At 72.7% G+C, this 20,211-nt stretch carries 21 protein-coding genes; 10 read left to right on the top strand and 11 right to left on the bottom strand.

Annotated elements, in window-relative coordinates; genetic code table 11:
• Positions 1–5: 5 nt before the first annotated feature.
• Positions 6–830, bottom strand: a complete 825-nt coding sequence (locus ACIBEJ_RS25795) for a tryptophan 2,3-dioxygenase (protein WP_397185386.1) — start codon at positions 828–830, stop codon at positions 6–8.
• 122 nt (positions 831–952) lie between these two features.
• On the opposite strand from ACIBEJ_RS25795, the gene ACIBEJ_RS25790 reads away from it, so the two are divergent.
• The 5 genes from ACIBEJ_RS25790 to ACIBEJ_RS25770 all read left to right on the top strand — a co-directional run bounded on the left by ACIBEJ_RS25790 (position 953) and on the right by ACIBEJ_RS25770 (position 5,447).
• A complete protein-coding gene (locus tag ACIBEJ_RS25790) occupies positions 953–1,381 on the top strand; it encodes an Lrp/AsnC family transcriptional regulator (RefSeq protein WP_397185385.1) in 429 nt (142 codons plus the stop codon).
• Positions 1,382–1,442: 61 nt separating this feature from the next.
• Positions 1,443–2,348, top strand: a complete 906-nt coding sequence (locus ACIBEJ_RS25785; RefSeq protein WP_397185384.1) for a siderophore-interacting protein — start codon at positions 1,443–1,445, stop codon at positions 2,346–2,348.
• Entirely contained in the window at positions 2,345–3,370 is a 1,026-nt protein-coding gene (locus ACIBEJ_RS25780) for an iron-siderophore ABC transporter substrate-binding protein (RefSeq protein WP_397185383.1), read from the top strand. The genes ACIBEJ_RS25785 and ACIBEJ_RS25780 overlap by 4 nt, the downstream gene beginning before the upstream one ends.
• Positions 3,367–4,419: a FecCD family ABC transporter permease gene (locus ACIBEJ_RS25775; protein WP_397185382.1), complete on the top strand. Its 1,053-nt coding sequence runs from the start codon at positions 3,367–3,369 to the stop codon at positions 4,417–4,419. The genes ACIBEJ_RS25780 and ACIBEJ_RS25775 overlap by 4 nt, the downstream gene beginning before the upstream one ends.
• Positions 4,419–5,447: a FecCD family ABC transporter permease gene (locus ACIBEJ_RS25770; RefSeq protein ID WP_397185381.1), complete on the top strand. Its 1,029-nt coding sequence runs from the start codon at positions 4,419–4,421 to the stop codon at positions 5,445–5,447. Before ACIBEJ_RS25775 ends, ACIBEJ_RS25770 begins: the two co-directional genes overlap by 1 nt.
• A 22-nt stretch (positions 5,448–5,469) precedes the next feature.
• Here the strand turns inward: ACIBEJ_RS25770 and ACIBEJ_RS25765 are convergent, their stop codons facing one another.
• From ACIBEJ_RS25765 to ACIBEJ_RS25740, 6 genes are all read right to left on the bottom strand, one after another.
• Positions 5,470–5,922 carry a hypothetical protein gene (locus ACIBEJ_RS25765; protein WP_397185380.1) on the bottom strand — a complete coding sequence of 151 codons (453 nt, stop codon included), beginning with the start codon at positions 5,920–5,922 and terminating at the stop codon, positions 5,470–5,472.
• Between the two features lie 11 nt (positions 5,923–5,933).
• Positions 5,934–7,019 carry a DUF6745 domain-containing protein gene (locus ACIBEJ_RS25760; RefSeq protein ID WP_397185379.1) on the bottom strand — a complete coding sequence of 362 codons (1,086 nt, stop codon included), beginning with the start codon at positions 7,017–7,019 and terminating at the stop codon, positions 5,934–5,936.
• Positions 7,020–7,101: 82 nt separating this feature from the next.
• Complete coding sequence (locus ACIBEJ_RS25755) at positions 7,102–7,893, bottom strand: ABC transporter ATP-binding protein (protein ID WP_397185378.1); 792 nt, start codon at positions 7,891–7,893, stop codon at positions 7,102–7,104.
• A complete protein-coding gene (locus ACIBEJ_RS25750) occupies positions 7,872–8,906 on the bottom strand; it encodes a FecCD family ABC transporter permease (protein ID WP_397185377.1) in 1,035 nt (344 codons plus the stop codon). Before ACIBEJ_RS25750 ends, ACIBEJ_RS25755 begins: the two co-directional genes overlap by 22 nt.
• Positions 8,903–9,892, bottom strand: coding sequence for a FecCD family ABC transporter permease (locus ACIBEJ_RS25745; RefSeq protein ID WP_397185376.1), 990 nt, complete (start codon positions 9,890–9,892; stop codon positions 8,903–8,905). Before ACIBEJ_RS25745 ends, ACIBEJ_RS25750 begins: the two co-directional genes overlap by 4 nt.
• Complete coding sequence (locus ACIBEJ_RS25740; protein WP_397185375.1) at positions 9,889–10,953, bottom strand: iron-siderophore ABC transporter substrate-binding protein; 1,065 nt, start codon at positions 10,951–10,953, stop codon at positions 9,889–9,891. The genes ACIBEJ_RS25745 and ACIBEJ_RS25740 overlap by 4 nt, the downstream gene beginning before the upstream one ends.
• A 142-nt stretch (positions 10,954–11,095) precedes the next feature.
• Between ACIBEJ_RS25740 and ACIBEJ_RS25735 the strand changes: the two genes are divergently transcribed.
• The gene (locus tag ACIBEJ_RS25735; RefSeq protein ID WP_397185374.1) at positions 11,096–12,307 is read left to right on the top strand and encodes an acyltransferase family protein; all 1,212 of its coding nucleotides are present in this window, start codon (positions 11,096–11,098) and stop codon (positions 12,305–12,307) included.
• Between the two features lie 296 nt (positions 12,308–12,603).
• Here the strand turns inward: ACIBEJ_RS25735 and ACIBEJ_RS25730 are convergent, their stop codons facing one another.
• The 4 genes from ACIBEJ_RS25730 to ACIBEJ_RS25715 all read right to left on the bottom strand — a co-directional run bounded on the left by ACIBEJ_RS25730 (position 12,604) and on the right by ACIBEJ_RS25715 (position 15,949).
• Entirely contained in the window at positions 12,604–13,299 is a 696-nt protein-coding gene (locus tag ACIBEJ_RS25730) for a TetR/AcrR family transcriptional regulator (protein ID WP_397185373.1), read from the bottom strand.
• A gap of 64 nt (positions 13,300–13,363) precedes the next feature.
• On the bottom strand, positions 13,364–13,747 hold the full coding sequence (locus ACIBEJ_RS25725; protein WP_397185372.1) for a VOC family protein: 384 nt from the start codon (positions 13,745–13,747) through the stop codon (positions 13,364–13,366).
• A gap of 100 nt (positions 13,748–13,847) precedes the next feature.
• Positions 13,848–15,194, bottom strand: a complete 1,347-nt coding sequence (locus ACIBEJ_RS25720; RefSeq protein ID WP_397185371.1) for a 6-phospho-beta-glucosidase — start codon at positions 15,192–15,194, stop codon at positions 13,848–13,850.
• Positions 15,191–15,949 (bottom strand): DeoR/GlpR family DNA-binding transcription regulator, encoded by a 759-nt coding sequence (locus tag ACIBEJ_RS25715; RefSeq protein WP_397185370.1) that lies wholly within the window; start codon positions 15,947–15,949, stop codon positions 15,191–15,193. The genes ACIBEJ_RS25720 and ACIBEJ_RS25715 overlap by 4 nt, the downstream gene beginning before the upstream one ends.
• Positions 15,950–16,071: 122 nt before the next feature.
• Between ACIBEJ_RS25715 and ACIBEJ_RS25710 the strand changes: the two genes are divergently transcribed.
• From ACIBEJ_RS25710 to ACIBEJ_RS25695, 4 genes are read left to right on the top strand one after another with little or no spacing between them, the layout of a single operon-like run.
• Complete coding sequence (locus ACIBEJ_RS25710) at positions 16,072–17,214, top strand: carbohydrate kinase family protein (RefSeq protein ID WP_397185369.1); 1,143 nt, start codon at positions 16,072–16,074, stop codon at positions 17,212–17,214.
• Positions 17,211–18,560 carry an extracellular solute-binding protein gene (locus ACIBEJ_RS25705; RefSeq protein ID WP_397185368.1) on the top strand — a complete coding sequence of 450 codons (1,350 nt, stop codon included), beginning with the start codon at positions 17,211–17,213 and terminating at the stop codon, positions 18,558–18,560. Before ACIBEJ_RS25710 ends, ACIBEJ_RS25705 begins: the two co-directional genes overlap by 4 nt.
• Positions 18,557–19,435: a carbohydrate ABC transporter permease gene (locus ACIBEJ_RS25700; RefSeq protein WP_397185367.1), complete on the top strand. Its 879-nt coding sequence runs from the start codon at positions 18,557–18,559 to the stop codon at positions 19,433–19,435. The genes ACIBEJ_RS25705 and ACIBEJ_RS25700 overlap by 4 nt, the downstream gene beginning before the upstream one ends.
• Positions 19,432–20,211, top strand: coding sequence for a carbohydrate ABC transporter permease (locus tag ACIBEJ_RS25695; RefSeq protein WP_397185366.1), 780 nt, complete (start codon positions 19,432–19,434; stop codon positions 20,209–20,211). Before ACIBEJ_RS25700 ends, ACIBEJ_RS25695 begins: the two co-directional genes overlap by 4 nt.

The following is a 20,211-nucleotide window of genomic DNA, read 5'->3' as shown; positions in this document are numbered from 1 at the left end:
ACTCCTCACATGAAGGTGCGGGCGGTCCACAACTCGGGGAAGACGGTCCGCGCCATGCTGCGCTCCAGCCAGACGAGCCCGGCGGAGCCGCCGCTGCCCGCCTTGGCGCCCATGGCCCGCTTCACCGACTGCAGGTGGTGGTAGCGCCAGTCGCCGAAGCGCTGGGCGACCTCGGTGAGCGCCTCGCCGAGCAGGCGCAGGTGGTTGTCGGGGCCGGAGTCGGCGTAGACGGTCACCCAGGCCTGCACGGCCTGCTCGGGCCCGTCGGCCAGGCCGCGGCGGCGCAGCAGTTCCAGCGTCTCGTCCCACAGCGAGGGCGCCTCGAAGCTCTCGCGCAGCGCGGCGTGGACCTCGGGCTGGCGGCGGAAGGGGCGCATGAGCGACTCCGACTTCAGGCCGAGCGTGAACTCCAGGTGCCGGTACATGGCCGACTGGAAGCCCGAGCCCTCGCCGAGCAGGTCGCGGAAGCGGTTGAACTCGGCCGGGGTCATCCAGCGCAGTCCCTGCCAGGAGGCGTTGAGCGCCTCCAGATGCAGCGCGGCCCGGCGCAGCGGCGCCAGCGAGGCCCAGACGTCGTCGCGGGCCAGGAGGTCCTGGGCGTGGCGCAGCTCGTAGCGGATCAGGCCGAAGTACAGCTCCATGACCTGGCTGACCATGAGGAAGGACATCTCGCCCGGGTCATCGCTGAGCGGGCTCTGCAGGGCGTGCAGGGTGCTGGCGCGGACGTAACGGTCGTAGGGCGCCTGCCGGTCGAACTCGAGCGTGGGTGCGCCGCCGTTCGCCTCGGCCCGCTCCTGCCGTTGGAGTGCGGTGATCGGGGTGACATCCATGCGGCCATGATGCCCGCGCGAACCCTGTGCGCGGAATGCCGATTCAACGGCCTTTAGGCTGTTCCACCAGGCGGTCGGCGCCTGATTTCGGCTTCCGGGTTTCGGCGGTGAAAGTGGACGAGATGGATTGGCTGTTGCTGCGCGAGCTGCAGGCGGACGCGCGGCTGTCGTTCAGCGAGTTGTCGCGGCGGGTGCACCTGTCCCCGCCGGCGGTGGCCGAGCGGGTGCGCAAGCTGGAGGAGTCCGGGGTGATCGGCGGCTACCGGGCGCACGTGGACCCGAGGGCGGCCGGGCGCGGCGTGGTGGCGTTGGTCACGATGTCCTGTTACGGGCCGGGGTGCGTGCTGCGGCACCCGGAGGCGCTCGACTCCTCCGACATCTTCGAGGTGCACCGCGTGACCGGCGGCGCCTGCTGCGTGCTGCGGGTCGCGGTCGCGACGATGGCCGACTTCGAGGAGCTGATCGACCGCCTGGCCGGGTACGGCACGCCGACCAGCTCGATGGTCCTGTCCAGCCCGGTGCCCTGGCGGGCCACCCTGCCCCCGGCCTAGCCGGTGACGGGTGCGATAGGTTAGCCTAACCTAAATCCCCGGGTGATCAGTGGAGTTTGCCGTGGTTGAACCCTTTCGCTTGTTCGATGTGCGGGTGCGGGGGCTGGAGTTGCTCAGCCCGTCCTTCCTGCGCGTGACGTTCACGGGGGAGGACCTCGACCTCTTCGCCGACAACGGGTACGACCAGCGGATCAAGCTCATCTTCCCCCTGCCCGGGCACGGCCTCGCGCACTTCCCGACCGGCCCCGACTGGTTCCAGCGCTGGCGGTCCCTGCCCGAGGAGCGCTGCAACCCGATGCGCACCTACACCGTCCGCAACGTGCGGCCGGACCTGCGCGAGGTGGACGTGGACGTGGTGCTGCACGGCGACGGCGGCCCCGCCGCGCGCTGGGCCGGCGCCGTCCGGCCCGGCGACGAGATCGGGCTGTTCGGCCCCGACGCCCGCTACGGCGAGCCGCACGGCGGCCTGGAGTTCCGGCCGCCGGAGGGCACCGGCGCCCTCCTGATGGCCGGCGACGAGACCGCCGCCCCCGCGATCTGCGCCACCCTGGAGCGGCTGCCCGCCGGCGCCCGCGGCGAGGCGCTCATCGAGGTGCCGCACGCGGGCGACTTCCTGCCCGTCGACTCCCCGAGCGAGGTCACCGTCACCTGGCTGGCCCGCGAGGGCGGCGAGCACGGCGAGAAGCTCATCCCGGCCGTCGAGGCCGCCGCGGGACGCCTGCTGCCCGACCAGAAGCCCGCCGACGCCTTCCAGGACATCGACATTCAGGACATCGACGTCGACGTCGACGAGCTCTGGGAGGTGCCCGAAGAGCAGGCGGAAGGACCCCTCTACGCCTGGCTGGCCGGAGAGGCGGCCATGATCAGGGCGATGCGGCGGCACCTGGTCGCCGAGCGCGGAATGGACAAGCGCGCCGTGGCCTTCATGGGCTACTGGCGCATGGGCAGGGCGGAGAACAACTCGTGAAGCGCGTCATCCTGGCGCTCTCCGTCCTCCTCGGCGCGGTCGCCTGCGCGCCGGACAACCTCACCTCCGCCCCCGCCACGAGCGCCCCGGCGGCCAAGGGGTTCACCCCGGTCACCGTCGAGCACAAGTACGGCAGCACCACCGTCAAGGCCCCGCCCCAGCGCGTGGTCACCGTCGGCCTCGTCGAGCAGGACGCCCTGCTCGCCCTGGGCGTGGTCCCCGTGGGCACCACCGAGTGGTTCGGCGAGCACCCCGGCGCGGTCGGCCCCTGGGCCGCGGGCAGGCTGGGCGGCGCGGCCGTACCCCAGGTGCTGAAGGACACCGGCACCGGACCGCAGGCCGAGAAGATCGCGGCGCTGCGCCCCGACCTGATCATCGGGCTGTACTCCGGGCTGACCAAGGAGCAGTACACGACGCTGTCGCAGATCGCCCCGACCGTCGCCCAGCCGAAGCAGTACATCGACTACGGCATCCCGTGGCAGGAGCTCACCAGGACGGTCGGCTCGATCGTCGGCAAGCCCGCCGAGGCGGACACCTTGGTCAAGGGTGTCGAGGCGCGCTTCGAGCAGGTCAAGAAGGACAATCCCGCCTTCGTCGGCGCGGGCGCGCTCATGGCCAGCATGTACGAGGGGTACTTCGTCTTCGGCAGCCAGGACCCGCGCAGCCGCCTGCTGGCCTCGCTCGGCTTCCAGCTCCCGCCCGACCTCGACAAGGTGATCGGCGACAAGTTCGGCGCCAACATCAGCCGCGAGCGGCTCGACCTGCTCGACCGCGACGTGCTCATCTGGAGCGTCACGAACGCCGGCAAGGACGTGGCCGCGCTGCGCGGCGACAACGTCTACAAGGACCTCAAGGTGGCCAAGCAGGCCCGCGAGGTGTTCGTCGTGGACGGCACCGACTTCGCCGACTCCGCCTCCTTCATCACGGTGCTCAGCCTGCCGTACCTGCTGGACCGGCTGGTTCCGAGGCTCGCGGCGGCGGTCGACGGCAAGCCGGAGACCACCCCAGAACCCTCCTCGTGAGGACCGCCGCGCTGAAGCCCGGACGTGCCGGGCTCCAGCCCGCGGCGCGCCTGGGACGCGGCGCCATCCTGCTCGGGGTGCCGATCGCCGCGCTCGTCGTGCTGTGCGCGCTGTCGCTGTCGGTCGGCGCCCGCGCGATCCCGCTCGACCAGGTCGCGCGGGCGCTGACCGGCGGCGAGGTCGCCAAGGCGGTGCACGACGTCATCTGGTCGGTACGCGTGCCGCGCACGCTGCTCGGCCTCATGGCCGGGGCGGCGCTCGGCCTGTCCGGCGCGCTCATGCAGGCGCTGACCCGCAACCCGCTGGCCGACCCCGGCATCCTCGGCGTCAGCGCCGGCGCCGCGTTCGCGGTCGTCGTCGCCATCGCGGCGTTCGGCATCGGCTCGCTCTACGGCTACGTCTGGTTCGCCTTCGGCGGCGCGCTGGCGGTCAGCGTCGCCGTGTACGTGCTGGGCGGGCTCGGCCGCGAGGGCCTCACCCCGGTGAAGCTGGCGCTGGCCGGCGTCGCCGTCACCGTCATGCTCAGCTCGCTGACCAGCGCCGTCGTGCTGGCCGACCCCGAGTCGCTGAACCGCTACCGCTTCTGGTCGGCCGGCTCGCTGGCCGGTCAGGGCACGCAGCTCATGCCGTTCGTTGCGGCGGGCACGGTGCTGGCGCTGGCCTCGGCCCCCGCGCTCAACAGCCTCGCGCTCGGCGACGACGTGGCCGTGGCGCTGGGCCGCCGGGTGGGGCTGGTCAGGCTCCAGGGCGCCGCCGCCGTGACGCTTCTGACCGGCGCCGCGGTCGCGGCGATCGGGCCCGTGGTCTTCGTCGGCCTGGTCATCCCGCACCTGGCCAGGCTGGTCGCCCGCTGGGCCGGCGGCGAGAGCGACCACCGGCTGCTGCTGCCGCTGTCGGCGGCGCTCGGCCCCTGCCTGCTGCTGGCCGCCGACGTCGCCGGACGGATGATCGTCGCGCCGATCGAGGTGCAGGCCGGCATCATCGTCGCGTTCATCGGCGGCCCGATCTTCGTGATCCTGGCCCGCCGCGCCCGTCTCGCGGAGCTCTGATGGCCAACCTCACCGTCCGCCTGCCCGCCCCGCCCGTCTCGTGGCAGGTGCGGATCCGGCTCGTCGCCGTCTGCCTCTGCCTGGCCGTGCTGGCGTTCCTGGCGTTCTGCCTCGGGGTCGGGCTCGGCGACATCCCGCTCGGGCTCGGCGAGGTCGTCGGCGCGCTGTTCGGGCAGGGCGAGCAGGGCCGGCTTTTCGTCGTCTGGCAGCTACGCCTGCCCAGGGCGCTGGTCGGGCTCATGGCGGGGGCCGCCTTCGGCCTGTCGGGCGCGCTGTTCCAGACCATGACCCGCAACCCGCTGGCCAGCCCCGACATGATCGGCGTCACGCAGGGCGCAGGGGTGGCGGTCGTGGCGGGGATCGTGCTCGGCGTCGAGGCCGGGCCCGGCGCGCAGGTGCTCGCCGTCGCCGGCGCCGTGGCCGCCGCGGTGCTCACCTACCTGCTCGCCTGGCGGCGCGGGGTCACCGGCTACCGGGTCGTGCTGGTCGGCGTCGGGCTGTCGTGGGTGTTCACCAGCGCCACCGAGTACCTCATGGTGATCACCGAGGCGTTCCAGGCGCAGGCCGCGCTCGGCTGGCTGTTCGGCAACCTCAACGGCCGCACGTGGAACCAGGTGACGCCGCTTGCCCTCGCCCTCGCCGTGCTCGGGCCGCTCACCCTCCTGCTCGGGCGCACGTCTAGGGCGCTGCAACTGGGCGAGGACGTCGCGGTCGTGCTGGGGACCCCGGTGCAGCGGGCGCGGCTCGCGCTGCTGGCGACGGGCGTGGGGCTGGTCGCCTTCGGCACCGCCGCCGCGGGTCCCGTCGCGTTCGTCGCGCTCGCCGCCCCGCAGATCGCCCGCCGCCTCGCCGGTACGGCCTGGCCGCCCCCGCTGGCCTCCGCGCTCACCGGGGCGTTCCTGGTGCTCGCGGCCGACCTGGTGGCCAGGCGCCTCATCCCCGACCTTGAGCTGCCGGTGGGCGTGGTGACGGGCGTCCTGGGCGCCCCGCTGCTCCTGTGGCTCCTGGCCAGAGCCCGCCGCGGCTGACCACTGCCCGCGATCAGGTTGGTCAGTCGGCGACCAGGCGGGTTCCTCCGCCGCCGCGCCGCCAGCCCCGGTGGTCGAACTCGCGCTGGCGGCGCACCACCCACGTGCCGGGCGTGAACCCGGTCGCCCCGTGCTCGGGATGCAGCAGGTAGACCGGCGCGGTGCACCGGAAGGCGCCCAGGGCCAGGTCCATGGTGTCGCGCACGTGCCAGGTCCACGCGCAGACGCCGTCGTCGGCCACCAGCGTGTGCGGATTGCCGCCCGCGGCGCCGCGCAGCACCTCCAGGCCGGCGCCGAAGACGTCCGCCCACCCGGCCCACGGCGGGAACGTGACGGCCACGGCGACCATCGGCATCGGGGCGATCAGCAGGTCGCCCTGGGCCTGGAGGCCGTCGAGGACGGGGATGGCGACCTGCCGTTCCAGGTGGTCCAGGACGGCCAGGCCGGTACGCAGGGACAGGGTCTCGAGGTTCACGCTCTCTCCTTTCATGTGCGCCGGGCCAGCAGGGCGTAGTGGTGGGCGGACAGGCCGTAGGTCCAGGCGGCCGCCGCCACGGGGTCGTCGATGAAGTGGGGGACGCCGAGGCCGTAGCGGCGGCGCCGGCCGTCGCGTTCCGCCGAGCCGTTCACCGCCAGCAGGACCCTGGGGCGGCGGCCGAGCGCGGTCCGGGGCAGGTCGTACAGTTCCAGGTCGAAGCCCGGGTTGCCGGGGTCGGGGGCGGCGGCGACCAGGCGCAGCCCGGCCTCCTCGATGTAGCGGGTCCAGCCGAGGCGTTCGATGGCCAGCCGCCTGACCTCGACGTTCGGCTCCGCGGCGATCTTCTCCGGGGTGGGGCCGGTGATGACCCACTCGGGGACGACGAAGCCGCCGAGCGCGTGCACGGACCAGCCGTCGGGGAAGGTGACGGCCGGGCCGTCGTCGTGGTGCAGGCGGCCGTCGCGCAGGCGGATGGAGCGCGGGCGCTCGGCGAGCACGCAGCGGTCCTCCAGCGGCCACCACCAGCCGCAGGATCTGGCCAGGTCGGCCCAGGGTTCGAGGTGGGCGGACAGGGAGCCGTAGTGGCGTCCGCCGATGCGACTCCAGGCGTCGTAGTGGGCGATCCAGTAGGCGTCGTGCTGGCCGTACCAGGTGAGGCGGTCGGCGAGGGGGAGCGCCAGGCGGATGGGGGAGCACACGCCGTCGCGGAGGGTCTCGCGCAGCGGGTCGCGGACGACGGCGTCGAGCCGGTGGGGCCTGCCGGGCGACCAGCCGGGGTTCCAGTCGTGGCCGACGCGCTGGTCGAGGGCGTGGCGCAGTCCGGAGACGAGGGTCGCGAGGCGCTGGCCCGCGGACAGGTCGGCGGCCGAGTTCAGCCGGTTGAAGGCCCGGAGGGGGATGCCGCGTGGCACGTGTTCCAGGGCGGCGCCGGGGGAGTCCGCCCAGACGAACGCGGGCGCGGGACGGCCGAGCCGTGCGTACAGGGAGGTGACGGCCGCCTCTGCGGCGGGTCGGTCGGCGGGCCGCGTCGACAACGCCCAGCCCAGCCATTCGTCGTGGAGGTCGGCGGCCACCGGCCGCCGCCGCTCACTCACGGAGCGAGGGCGCGCACGCCCTTTCTGATGACGATCATGTGAGCCAGGATGGCAGGCCGGGCGCGGCCCGCGCAAGTGCCCGTCAGTGCGGGATCACCATCGGCGTGGACCTGCGCGGGTCGGGCACGATGTCGCAGTCGAGCCCGAACACCCGCTTGACCAGCTCCGGCGTGAGCACCTCGGCCGGCGCGCCCTCGGCGATCACGCGGCCGGCGTCCATGACGACCAGGTGGGTGGCGAAGCGGGCCGCCTGGTTGAGGTCGTGCAGGACGGCCACGATGGTCCGGCCCTCCTCGTGCAGCTCGCGGCAGAGCTCCAGCAGCTCGTACTGGTGGGAGATGTCCAGGAACGTCGTCGGCTCGTCGAGCAGCAGCAGGTCCGTCTGCTGGGCCAGGACCATCGCGATCCACGCCCTTTGCCGCTGGCCGCCGGACAGCCGGCCGGCCTGCGCCCCGGTCAGCTCGCGCAGGCCGGTGCGCTCCAGGGCGAAGCCGATCGCGGCGTCGTCGTCGGGTGACCACTGGCGCAGCAGCGTGTGGTGGGGGTAGCGGCCACGCCGTACCAGGCCGCCGACGGTGATGCCGTCGGGGGCGACGGGGTTCTGCGGCAGCAGCGCCAGGTGCCTGGCCGCCTCCCTGGCCCGGTACGACCACAGGTCGCGCCCGTGCAGCGTGATCGTGCCCTCGGCCGGCTTCAGTACCCTGGCCAGGGCTTTGACCAGGGTGGACTTGCCGCAGCCGTTCGGGCCGATGACCATGGTGAAGCCGCCGGGCGGGATGTCCAGGCTGACCTCGCGTACGACGGGGTCGCCGCCGTAGGAGACGGTGAGGCCGCGCGCGGCCAGGCCGGTGCTCACAGGGTGCCCTTCTTCCATTCGCGGACCAGCAGGTAGCCGAGGTAGAGGCCGCCGACGGCCAGGGTGTAGACGCCGACGGGCAGGTTGACCGGCAGCGGCGACTGCTGCGCGGCCAGGTCGGCCAGCACCAGCAGCAGCGCGCCGGCCAGGGCCGACAGCGTCAGGTGCGGTCCCGGCAGGCGGGTCAGGCGGCGCGCGATCTGCGGGGCGGTCAGCGCGACGAACGCGATCGGCCCGGCGACGGCGACTGCCGCGGCCGACAGCACGACCGACAGCACCACCGCGGCGGTCCTGGTGCGGACCGGCTCGGCGCCGAGGCTCGCGGCCAGTTCGTCGCCCATCTCCGCGATGGTCAGCCGCCCGGACAGCAGCGCCACCAGCGGCGTCACGGCCAGCAGCACCACCCAGACGGTCAGGGCGTGCTCCCACGAGCGGGCGGCCAGGCTGCCGTTGACGTAGGCGGTCAGCACGCTCGCCTTGTCGCGCTCCACCGCGTAGACCACGTAGTGGGTGAAGGCGATCGCGATCGCGTTGACGCCGATGCCGGCCACGATGAGCCGCCCGGGGTTGCGGAATCCGGTGCCGGTCGCGCCGTAGACCAGCGCCATCGCCAGCACCGCGCCGAGCAGCGCGCCCAGCGGGGCGGGCAGCGCTCCCGGCAGCATCAGCACCACCACGGCGGCGCCGGCGCCCGCGCCGGCGTTCAGCCCGATCACGTCCGGGCTGGCCAGCGGGTTGCGGGTGACGGTCTGGAACAGCGCGCCCGAAAGGCCCAGCGCCGCCCCGGTGCCGACGGCCACGACCAGGCGGGGGCCGCGCAGCCGTTCGAGCACGAACGCCTGCTTGCCCGTCGCGCCCCGCGTCAGCGCGCCCAGCAGGTCGGCCGGCGCGATGCCGAGCCGGCCCAGCGACAGCGTGGCGAGCGCCGCCACGAGCAGGAGCGAAAGCGTGAGCAGGGCGGCCAGCACCGAGGCGCGGGCCACCGGCAGCGCCACCGCCCGCCCGGCCGTGAGACGGCCGCGCGCCTTCATGCGCCCCCCTTCATCTTCCGTACGGCCAGCAGCAGCGCCGGCGCCCCGATGAACGCGGTCACCACGCCCACCATGAGCTCCTGCGGGCGCAGCACCAGCCGCCCGGCGACGTCGGCGAGCAGGAGCAGCGCGGGCCCCGCCACGAGCGAGAACACCACCTGCGCGCGGAAGTCCACGCCGGCCAGCGCCCGCACGACGTGCGGCACCGCCAGCCCCACGAACGCGATGGGCCCCACGGCCGCGGTCGCCGCCGTGCTGAGCAGGACCGCCGCCAGCATCCCGCCCGAGCGCGTCAGCGCCGGGCTCGCGCCGAGCGCCGCGGCGGACTCCTCGCCGAGCGCGAGCGCGTTGAGGCCGGGCGCGCTCACCAGCGCCAGCACCAGACCGGCGGCGGCCAGCGGCAGCACCGACGTCAGGACCGGGAAGTCGCGCCCGCCGAGCGCGCCGACCACCCAGTAGCGGTAGCTGTCGAAGACCTTGGGGTTGCTGAGCGTCACCGCCTGCACGTACGCGGTCAGCACGGCCGAGACCACCGCGCCCGCCAGCACCAGCCGCGACAGCCCGGCTCCCGCCCCGGCCGAGCCGATGACGTGCACGAGCAGCCCGGCCAGCAGCGCGCCGGGCAGCGCCCACCAGACGGCGCCGGCCTGCCCGGAGGCGCCGAGGAAGGCCATCGCGGTCACGATCGCGGCCGAGGCGCCCGCGGTGACGCCGAGCAGGCCCGGGTCGGCCAGCGGGTTGCGGGTGACGCCCTGCATGAGCGTCCCCGCCACGGCCAGGCAGGCGCCAGCCAGCAGGCCGAGCGCGGTGCGTGGGTAGCGGCTCTCGACGACCGTCGTGGTGTTCTGGTCGGCGGTGCCGTACAGGACGTCGAGAACGTCGGCCGGGGTGGTGGGGTGGCTGCCGAACGCGACGCTCGCCAGGACGGCGAGGGCGAGCACGGCGAGCGCGGCGAGCAACGCCGGCGCCTTCGACAGGGCGGTCACTTCTCGACGGTGGCGACGGCCTTGTCGATCAGCGGGAGGTAGCGGTCGACCACCCACGGGACGGTGAGCGGGTTGATGATCGAGGACGCGGTGACGAACGGGGTGTCGTCGCCGGCGACGACGCCGCCGCGCTTGATCGCGGGGATGGCGGCGTAGAGCTTCTGCGCCTCGATCTCCTTACGGGTCTTGGCGTCGGTGTAGAAGGTGAAGACGAGGTCGCTCTTGGCGAGCTTCTGCGCGTTCTCCAGGCCGATGAGGGCCGAGTCGGTGCCCTCGGTCTCCTTGAACTCGTTCACCACCGGGTCGGGGGTCAGGCCCAGCATGGAGACCATCGCCACGCGCTGCTCCTCGGGCTTGAAGACGCCGAGCGTGCCGGGGCCGGTGGTGTAGATGTAGGAGAAGCTCACGTCCTTGTACTGCGGGCGGGTCGCGGCGGCGTCGGCGAGGCGCCGCTTGATGCCGGAGATGAGCTTGGGCGCCTCCTCCGGCTTGCCGAGCGCCTTGGAGACGATCTCGATCTGCTGGTCCCAGTTCGTGCTCCACGGCAGGTCCGGGTAGGCCACGGTGGGCGCGATGCCGGACAGCACCGAGTACTGCTCCTTGGTGATGCCGGACCACGGGGCGAGGATCACGTCGGGCTCGAGTTCGACGATGGTGTCGACGTCGATGTCCTCGCCGCCGGTGAACTGCTTCGGCAGCGTGCCGCCGGACTTGGTCACCGCCTCGTGGATCCAGGGCAGGTAGCCGGACTGGTCGCTGCCCCAGGCGTAGCTCTCGATGCCGACGGGCACGATCCCGAGCGCGATCGCGGTCTCCGCCGAACCCTGCCCGAGGGTGACCACGCGCTTGGGCTGCTGCGTGATCTTCGCCTGGCCGAGCGCGCTGTCGATGGTGACGGGGAAGGCGCCGGTGGCCTTCTGCGCGGCGGGCTGCTCGGCGGGCTGCTCCGCGGCGGGCTTCTCCGCCGGGGCGGAGCAGGCGCCGAGCGCGAGGGCGGCCGCGGCGACGGCGGTGGACAGAGTGAGCGCATGGCGGCGCGCACGGGGGAACCTCAACGGCATGGATTGATCCTTGTGCATCATGGAACGGCACGGCGAAACCAGCGGTGCCTCGCAAGTTAGGTAAGACTAACCTATTTTCTCCGCAAGAACCTTGATCCAGGACTGAAGGTGATTTTCCCGACACTTCGGTACGTTGGTCTATATGCCTGCCGCCCGTCCTGACGACGTCGCCGCCGCCCTGCCCGCGTCCGCTCCCCCCGCCGCCGTCGCCACCGGGACGACCGCGCGGCTGGCCTGGCTCGACGCCCTGCGCGGTCTCGGCGCGCTCGCCGTCGTGGGCGAGCACCTGCTGACCTGGGCGATGCCCTGGCTGCGCCCCACGTCCTTCAACCTCGGCATGTACGGCGTGCTCGTCTTCTTCCTGGTCAGCGGCTACATCATCCCCGTTTCCCTGGAACGCAAGGGCGACGTGCGCGCCTTCTGGATCAGCCGCTTCTTCCGCCTCTACCCGCTTTACCTGGCGGTGATCGCGATCGTGCTGATCCTGTCGTTCTGGCTGCCGGTGCGGCGCGAGGTTCCCCGCGATCCGTCGGCGCTGGCCTCGCACGCCACCATGCTCCTCGACGTGGTCGGGGCGGGCGGGCTGGTCAACACCATGTGGACCCTGTCGTACGAGATGGTCTTCTACCTGCTGGTCGCCGCGCTGTTCGTGGCGGGGGTGCGGGTGGGGCGCGGCGCGGTCGCGGTGGCCTTCGCCGCCGCCGCGATGGCCGCCGGGCTCATGCTGACCAACGCGCCCCTGACGGGCGCGTGGCTGTCCTGGGTGTCGCTGGCCGTCTTCGTGCTGGGCCTCACCTGCGTCATGACCGGATATTTCCGTACTGCTGCCGCCGTGGTCCTCGGCGTCATGGCCCTCTCCCTGCTGCTGACCGCCAGCCCCACGCCGTGGTTCGGGGCGGCGATCCTGTCGGTGATGTTCGCCGGGACCGCGATCCACCGGTGGGCGCACGGGATCGGGCGGTTGTGGCCGGTGGCGGTGGCCGCGATCCTCGTCGCGCTGACCCCGGTGTGGGCGCGCGACGCGGGGTGGTGGTGGGTGCAGCCGCGGGTGTGGATCACCACGATCGTGCTGGCGGCGGCCACGTTCGCGGTCGGCATGCTCCTGCGTGATCGGCGGTTGCCCAGGTCGCTGGTGTGGCTCGGGGTGATCAGCTACTCGCTGTACCTGCTGCACCTGCCGATCCTGACGGGGGTGATCGCGGTGACCGGCGACCTGCGCTGGGCGCCCGCGCCCCTGCAGATCGGGGTCAGCCTGCTGTGCCTGCTGCTGATCCTGCCGGCGAGCTGGCTCACCTACCGCTACCTCGAGCGCCCCATGCAGAACTACGCCCGCCGCCTGACCACCCCACCCTGACCCCACCAGGGCAACCCGGGTTTCCGGTGATGCGCCCGCTTCGCCGGGTTTCCCTGTGGTGTGCCCGCTTGGTCCCGCCCCGTGGTGCCGGCACTCCGGCGCGACCCGCTCGGGCATGACGCGCCGTGCTGCAGCTCCGGCGTGACCCGTGACCCGTGGCGCGCCCGTTCCGGCGCGACCCGTGAGGCGCCGCGCCCAGGGGCGGGCCGGGACGGTCGCTCGGCACCACCAGCGCGGGGTCGGCCCGGGTGGGTCGGGGGCGCGTGTGGGGCCGGGTGGTGGGGTTTGGTGTGGGGTTAGGGGTGGGGGGTGATGCGGGTGGCGAGGCCGTCCAGGACGCAGGCCAGGCCGAACGAGCGGCCCGAGTCGCGCGGCGCGTCGCCCACGTCGGCCAGCGCCTCCACCAGGGCGGGGAAGCGGTCGGCGTGCCGGTCGAGTATCCGGGCCAGGGCCGGGCTGGCCTGACGGTCCTCGGCCCACGGCTGGGTCCCGGCCGTGGCCAGCGACTGCGTGTTGCGCAGATGGCCGAAGATCAGCAGCGCCGCGTCCATGCGCTCGCCGCCGCTCAGACCGGTGCCGGCCAGGGCGCCCACGGCCGCCTCGGTCCAGCCGATCTCGCGCGGCCCCATCATCCGGTCGCCCACCGTGGCCCACGGCAGCCACGGGTGCCGCGCCCACACCGCCGCCACGAGCCGGGCGAACTCCTCCAGCCTGGGCCGCCAGCCGCCCTCGATGCCCGACAGATCGGGCGGATCGCCCACCGCCCGCTCGATCATCACGGCGACGAGGTCGGCCTTGCTGGAGACGTACCGGTAGAGCGACATCTTGGTGAACCCCAGGTCACCCGCCACCCGCTGCATCGAGACCGCCTCGATGCCCTCGGCGTCGGCGATCGCGATGGCCGCCTGGGCGATGCTGGGAAGGCTGAGCGACGGCCGGGCGGGCGCGGGCTGTTCCCACAGGAGTTCCTCGATCTTGCTTCCTGTCGCCATGCGCTCCTCCTCGGACTCCACCAGACGGTGTGTCTTGAGGATACCTCTGTTTACACAAGACACGTCAGCCCATGACGAGAACGCTCCAGAGGTGACCGTCGAGGTCCCGGAAGCTGCGGCTGTACATGTACTCGTTGTCCTCGGGCTCGCCCGCCTCGGTCGCGCCGTTGGCCAGCGCGGTCGCGAGCATCTCGTCCACCTTGCCGCGCTCGCCCTCCACCTGCAGCGCGAGCGCCACCTCGGTGCTCGCGCCCGTGTCCGGGATCGCCCTGCGGGTGATGGAGGTGAAGAACGGCTCCGTGACCAGGAGGAGGGAGACGCCCTCGCCCAGGTTCACGCAGCCGGCGTCGTCGGTGGTCATCTGCTCGTCGACGCTGTAGCCGAGCTTCTCGAAGAAACCGAGGCTGGCGGGCAGGTCCTTGACGTGCAGGTTGACGAAGAGCGACATGAGTGTCCCCTATCTCTTTCACTCGTCCCCCGGAGACTTTGTGTCCACCGGATACTGAGGTTTACAGTAGAGATAGAGCGGTCTCCTGGCAAGAGGCTTTTCAGCGGGGGAGGACGGCGGCCAGCTCGGGGATGCGTCCCCGGTACGCGTCGAGCAGCCGGCGGGCCGTACCCACGGAGTCGACCAGCGGATGCAGGGCCAGCGCCTCGACCGCCAGCGCGGAGGACCCGGTGAGCGCCGCCTCGATGGTCGTCTGCTCCACCGCCTTGACCTGCTGCATCAGCCCCAGGAACCGGCCGGGCAGCGGCCGGGTGGCCAGCGGGTGGATCCCCGCGCCGCTCACCGCGCACGGGATCTCCACCACGGCCTCGGCTGGCAGCCCGGGTACGGCGCCGCCGTTGCGCACGTTGAGGATCATCGTGGACGGCTCGCCCCGCGCGATCGCCGCCATGAGCGCCAGCGCGATCCCCTCGTACCCGCCCGCCTGGAGGTCGGCCGTCTCCCGCTCACCGGCGCCGGTGAGGTCGCGCGTGTCGGCCATGTAGCTGGCGTCGCGCTCGCGGCGGGTCCTGGTCCACTCGGCCAGCGCGTCGCCGGGACGCTCGCGCACCGCGGAGTAGAAGCGGTCCTGCTGCGCGACCAGCGCCTCGCCCCTGGTCTGCCCGGCGGCCTGGGCCGCGGCCACGGACTCGCGGTTGAAGTAGTAGTAGTACAGGTACTCGTTGGGCAGCGCGCCGAGCGTGCGCACCCAGTCGCCGCCGAAGATCCGCGCCTCCTCCACCTGCCGCAGCGCCACGTCGTCGGCCAGCAGCCCCGGCAGCACGTCACGGCCGTCGTGGACCATCCCGCGCAGCCAGCCGAGGTGGTTGAGCCCCACGTAGTCGGGGGAGACCCGGGACGGCTCCAGCCCGAGCGCCGCCGCGGTCCGCCTGATCAGCCCGATCGGCGAGTCGCAGATGCCGACGACCCGGTCGCCGAGCACGCCCCGCATGGCCTCGGTGATCATCCCGGCCGGGTTCGTGAAGTTGATGACCCAGGCCCGCGGCGCCACCGCGGCCACCCGCTCGGCCACGCGCACCGCCACCGGGATCGTGCGCAGCCCGAACGAGACGCCGCCCGGCCCCGTCGTCTCCTGTCCGAGCAGCCCGAACTCCAGCGCCACCCGCTCGTCGGCGGTACGGCCCGCCAGCCCGCCCACGCGGATGGCGGAGAAGACGAAGCCGGCGTCGGCCAGCGCGGAGTCCAGGTCGGTGGTCACGCGCACCCGCGGCGGGCGCTCGTGCCCGGCGGCGAGCTGGCCCAGCACGTGCTCGATGGCCGCCAGCCGCTGCTCGCAGACGTCGTGGAGCACCACCTCCTCCACGCGCGGCTTCGCCTGGTCACGCAGCAGCGCGCCGTACACGAGAGGGACCCTGAAGCCCCCGCCGCCGAGAACGGCCAGTTTCATGCGAGCACCACCTCCGCGCCGGACGCCGCGCAGGCGCGCAGCGTGCTGTCGTCGGCGCCGTCGTTCGTGACGACGACGTCGAGGTCTTCCGGACCGCACACCCGCAGCGCGCCGGTGCCGGGGAACTTGTGCCGGTCGGCCAGCAGCACCACCTGCCCCGCCGCGGCGATCATGGCCCGCTTCAGCGGCACCTCGGCCAGCGTCGTGTCGACGACCTGCCCGTCGCGGCGCACGCCGCTCGCGCTGAGGAAGACCCGGTCGGCGACCACCTGGCGCAGCGCCTCCTCGGTGAGCACCCCCACCAGCGAGTGGTACGGCCGCCGCACCATCCCCCCGAGCAGCAGCAGCTCCACCTCGGGATCGGCGCGTAGCACGTCGAGCACGGCCAGGCTGGAGGTGACCACGGTGACCCGGCGCCCGCGCAACTGCCTGGCCAGGCGCATCGTGGTGGTGCCGATGTCGAGCAGGACCACCTCGCCCTCGCGCACGAGATGCCCCGCCCGCACCGCGACCGCCTCCTTGTCGCCCTCGTGGATGGCGGCGACCTGCGCGAACGGCATGTCGGTGTCGGCGTCGACGGTGGGCAGGGCGCCGCCGCGCACGCGCTTGAGCGTGCCGTCGCGGTCGAGGACCTCCAGGTCGCGCCGGATGGTGGAGGGGCTCACGCCGAGCTGCCTGGCCAGGTCGTGCACGCTCGTGGCGCCGGACAGCCGGACGCGGCGCATGATCTCTTCATGCCGGAGGCGCTGAAGCACGTACGGATCGTATCAGTCATTTTCGCGCATGAGTGAGCACGATTTACCACTGGCCCTTGCTATGAGCCAGCAAACGTGCAAGATTGCGCACATCTTCGATCTGTCGAGGAGGACCGGCTATCGTGTACGACCCTCTCGCCCAGCGGCGAAGCTCCGAGGGCCCCCAGTTCGACGTCTTCTTGGCAGGCACGGTCTTCCTGGACATCGTCTTCACCGGCCTGCCCGCGATGCCCACCGCCGGCAGTGAGGTGTGGGCCGAGGGGATGGGCTCGTGCCCCGGCGGCATCGCCAACCTCGCCATCGCCGCCAGCCGCCTGGGCCTGCGCACCTCGCTGGCCGCCGCGTTCGGCGACGACGACTACGGCGACTTCTGCTGGCGGACGCTGGAGGAGCAGGAGGGCGTCGACCTGTCCAGGTCACGCCGCTTCGAGCACTGGCACTCACCCGTCACCGTCTCCATGGCCGTCGACCGCGACCGCAGCATGGTCACCCACGGTCATCCCTCGCCGATGGCCGCCTCCGAGATGATCGGCAAGCCGCCGCACACCCGCGCCGTCATCGTCACGCTCTCGCCCGACCAGCCGCTCGGCGGTGTGGAGAGCGAGCCCAACTGGGCCGACCTGGCCTACCGCGACGGCTCGCTGGTCTTCGCCGACGTCGGCTGGGACCCCTCGGGCGCGTGGCCGCGCTCGCTGCTCGACCAGCTCGCCGTCTGCCACGCCTTCATGCCGAACGCCGTCGAGGCCATGGCCTACACCGGCATGGACACCCCGCGCGACGCGCTCTACGCCATCGCCGACCGGGTCCCGGTCGCCGTGGTCACCGACGGCGCCAACGGCGCGATGGCCATCGACTCCACGACCGGCGAGGAGGCGTTCACGCCCTCGCCGCGGGTCAACGCGCTCGACCCCACCGGCGCCGGCGACGTCTTCGGCGCCGCGTTCGTGCTCGGCACGCTGTGCGAGTGGCCGCTGACCGACCGGCTGTCGTTCGCGGGGCTCTGCGCGGCGCTGGCCGTCCAGCAGTTCGGCGGGTCGCTGGCCGCGCCGGGCTGGGGCGACATCGCCGACTGGTGGCACGAGGTACGGGCCGCCGCCGGGCACACCGGCGCGTACGGCGAGTCCCTGGCCCGGCGCTACGCCTTCCTCGACACCCTGGTCCCCGCGGTGCCGGTAGGCGCGGTCCGCCGGGCCGCCGCGACCATCGCCCGCTACGCCGACCTGGGGATGGCTCCCCAGCCGCCCGCCCAGAAGGAGCAACCATGAAAGCCTCCACGCGCGCCGCGCTGGCCGCCGGTGCCGTGGCGCTCGCCGCGGCCGCCTGCGCCCCCGGCTCCTCGGCTCCGCCCGCCTCGTCGGCGGCCCCGTCGAGCCCGGCCGCGGTACGCACCGACGCCGCCGCCCTCGGCAAGGTGACGCTGACCGTCTGGGACCAGGAGGTACGCGGCGCGCAGAACGCCCAGATGACCGCGCTCAACACCGCCTTCCAGACCAAGTACCCCAACATCACGATCAAGCGGGTCTCGCGCTCCTTCGACGACCTCAACACCACGCTGCGCCTGGCCCTGAGCGGCAACGAGCCGCCGGACGTGGTCCAGGCCAACAACGGCCGCCCCCAGATGGGCGCCTTCGTCAAGGCCGGCCAGCTCCGCCCGCTCGACGCCTACGCCGACGCCTACGGCTGGAAGAAGCGCTTCCCCCAGTCCGTCCTGCAGTACGTCAGCTACACCCCCGACGGCAAGGACTTCGGGCAGGGCAGCGTGTACGGCCTGCCCCAGGCCGGCGAGGTCGTCGGCCTGCTTTACAACCGCACCAAGCTCACCAAGCTGGGCCTCCAGCCGCCGACGACCTGGGCCGACTTCCAGAGCGCCCTGGAGAAGGCCAAGCAGGCGGGCGAGCAGCCGCTGATGCTCGGCAACCTCGACAAGTGGCCCGCCGTGCACGTGTTCGGCACCGTCCAGGGCCAGTTCGCGCCGAAGGAGCAGATCGCCACGCTCGGCTTCGGCCGCAAGGGCGCCACCTGGTCCACGCCGGAGAACACCAAGGCCGCCCAGCAACTCGTCGAGTGGATGGACAAGGGCTACCTCAACAAGGACGTCAACGGCCTCGGCTACGACGCCTCCTGGCAGGCGTTCGGCAAGGGCAAGGGCGTCTTCTACATCGGCGGGAGCTGGCTGATCGGCGAGCTCGGCAAGTCCATGGGCAAGGAGCTGGGCTTCGTCCTGCCTCCCGGCACGCCGGCGGCCACCGGCGGCACCGGCCTGCCGTTCGCGGTCACCGCCAAGAGCCCCAACCCGGACGCGGCGGCGGCCTACGTCGACTTCATCACCAACGCCGACGCCATGAAGGTGCTCACCCAGAACGGCCTGCTGCCGGTCGCCGACACCGACCAGCAGACGGTGGCCGAGGGGCCGGACAAGGACATGTTCACCGCCTTCGCCGCCGTCACCAAGCAGGACGGGCTGCTGCCGTACCTCGACTACGCCACCCCGACCTTCGCCGACACGCTCGGCGCGGCGCTGCAGGACCTGCTGGCCAAGAAGGCGACGCCCGAGGAGTTCCTGGGCACGCTGGAGACCGACTACAAGAAGTTCGTGGACAGCAACGGATGACCCGGCCGCCAGGCGAGCCCCGCCGCGTCGCGTACCTGTTCCTGCTGCCCGCCTTCGCCGTCTACGCCGCCTTCCTGCTCTACCCGATCGGCCGGGCGGTGCAACTGTCGCTCTACGACTGGGACGGGCTGACGCTCGGCACGTGGGCGGGGCTGGACAACTACGCGGCGATCGTGGCCGACGGGGAACTGCGCGCCGCCTTCGGGCACGCCCTGGTGCTCATGTTCTTCTACGCGGTGCTGCCGCTGGCGATCGGGCTGATGCTGGCGGCGGTGCTCAACCACGCCAAGGTGCGCGGGCTGGGGTTCTTCCGCACGGTGGTGTTCCTGCCGCAGGTGGTGGCCATGGTCGTGGTGGCCGTCGCCTGGCGGCAGGTGTACTCCTCCGACGGCTCGCTGAACGCCCTGCTCGAAGCGGTCGGGCTCGGCGGGCTGGCGCGGGGCTGGCTGGGCGACTACACCTTCGCGCTGCCGGCCGTCGGCGTGGTCGGCACCTGGTTCGAGACCGGGCTGGTGACCGTGCTGATGCTGGCCGGGATGAGCAAGATCCCGCTGGAGCTGTACGAGGCTGCCCGGCTCGACGGCGCGGGCGCGGTGCGCGAGTTCTTCGCCGTCACGCTGCCGTCCGTGCGCGGGGAGATCGCGGTCGCGCTCACGCTGACGGTGATCGCCGCGCTGCGCACGTTCGACCTGGTCTACATCACCACCGGGGGCGGGCCGGGCAACTCCACCTCGGTGCCGTCCTACGAGGTCTACCACCGCGCCTTCGAACTCGGCCAGGTCGGCTCCGCGGCGGCGATCGGGGTCACGCTGACCCTCGTCATCTTCGCGATCTCCTTCGCGATCAACCGCTTCGCCGACAGGAGCGCCCCGTGATCTCACGCGCCGAGCGGCTGGGCAACTACGCGATCCTGTCGGTGTTCGCGGTGTTCGCCCTCTTCCCCATCCTCACCGTCCTGCGGGCCGCGGCCGGGGGCGGCGTCGAGGGGTTCGCGGTCGCCTGGGAGACCGGGCACTTCCACACCTACCTGCGCACCAGCCTCGGGGTGTCGGCGTTCGTCGTGGTCGTCAGCGTCACCCTGTCGATCATGAGCGGGTACGCCTTCGGCACCATGCGCTTTCGCGGGCAAAACGCGCTGTTCTACCTGTTCCTGCTCGGGATCATGATGCCGAGCGAGGCCATCGCCGTACCCCTCTACTTCGACCTGCGCACGCTCGGGCTGACCGACACCTTCTGGGCGGTGGCGCTGCCGCAGGTGGCGCTGTCGGTGGCGTTCGGCACGTTCTGGATGCGGGCCTACTTCCGCTCCTCCAGCCGCGCCATCGTCGAGGCCGCCCGCATCGACGGGGCCTCGGTCTGGCGGACACTCTGGCAGGTGCTCGTGCCCCCGGCCAGGCCCGCGATCGTCACCCTGGTCCTGCTGGTCTTCATGTGGACGTGGAACGAGTTCCTGATCCCGCTGATCATGGTGACCAGCGAGGGGCTGCGCACCGCGCCGCTCGGGCTGGCCTTCTTCCAGGGCCAGTACACCTCCGACTTCGCCCTGCTCGCCGCCGGATCCGTGATCGTCGCGACGCCGGTCGTGATCTTCTACCTGTTCCTCCAGCGCCACTTCATCCGAGGGCTGCTCCAGGGGGCGGTCCGCGAATAG

It is taken from the genome of Nonomuraea sp. NPDC050790 (assembly GCF_044456745.1).
Classification (GTDB): domain Bacteria; phylum Actinomycetota; class Actinomycetes; order Streptosporangiales; family Streptosporangiaceae; genus Nonomuraea.
Note: the sequence above shows the minus strand (reverse complement) of the source record. Positions and strands in the feature narration are given on the sequence as shown.

What these genes read in the sequence shown, in the direction of transcription:
- ACIBEJ_RS25730 (WP_397185373.1), bottom strand. Translation starts at nt 13,299, where the DNA reads ATGGCGACAGGAAGCAAGATCGAGGAACTCCTGTGGGAACAGCCCGCG.
- ACIBEJ_RS25790 (WP_397185385.1), top strand. Translation starts at nt 953, where the DNA reads ATGGATTGGCTGTTGCTGCGCGAGCTGCAGGCGGACGCGCGGCTGTCG.
- ACIBEJ_RS25750 (WP_397185377.1), bottom strand. Translation starts at nt 8,906, where the DNA reads ATGAAGGCGCGCGGCCGTCTCACGGCCGGGCGGGCGGTGGCGCTGCCG.
- ACIBEJ_RS25725 (WP_397185372.1), bottom strand. Translation starts at nt 13,747, where the DNA reads ATGTCGCTCTTCGTCAACCTGCACGTCAAGGACCTGCCCGCCAGCCTC.
- ACIBEJ_RS25720 (WP_397185371.1), bottom strand. Translation starts at nt 15,194, where the DNA reads ATGAAACTGGCCGTTCTCGGCGGCGGGGGCTTCAGGGTCCCTCTCGTG.
- ACIBEJ_RS25755 (WP_397185378.1), bottom strand. Translation starts at nt 7,893, where the DNA reads ATGGAAGAAGGGCACCCTGTGAGCACCGGCCTGGCCGCGCGCGGCCTC.
- ACIBEJ_RS25705 (WP_397185368.1), top strand. Translation starts at nt 17,211, where the DNA reads ATGAAAGCCTCCACGCGCGCCGCGCTGGCCGCCGGTGCCGTGGCGCTC.
- ACIBEJ_RS25795 (WP_397185386.1), bottom strand. Translation starts at nt 830, where the DNA reads ATGGATGTCACCCCGATCACCGCACTCCAACGGCAGGAGCGGGCCGAG.
- ACIBEJ_RS25735 (WP_397185374.1), top strand. Translation starts at nt 11,096, where the DNA reads ATGCCTGCCGCCCGTCCTGACGACGTCGCCGCCGCCCTGCCCGCGTCC.
- ACIBEJ_RS25740 (WP_397185375.1), bottom strand. Translation starts at nt 10,953, where the DNA reads ATGCCGTTGAGGTTCCCCCGTGCGCGCCGCCATGCGCTCACTCTGTCC.
- ACIBEJ_RS25770 (WP_397185381.1), top strand. Translation starts at nt 4,419, where the DNA reads ATGGCCAACCTCACCGTCCGCCTGCCCGCCCCGCCCGTCTCGTGGCAG.
- ACIBEJ_RS25700 (WP_397185367.1), top strand. Translation starts at nt 18,557, where the DNA reads ATGACCCGGCCGCCAGGCGAGCCCCGCCGCGTCGCGTACCTGTTCCTG.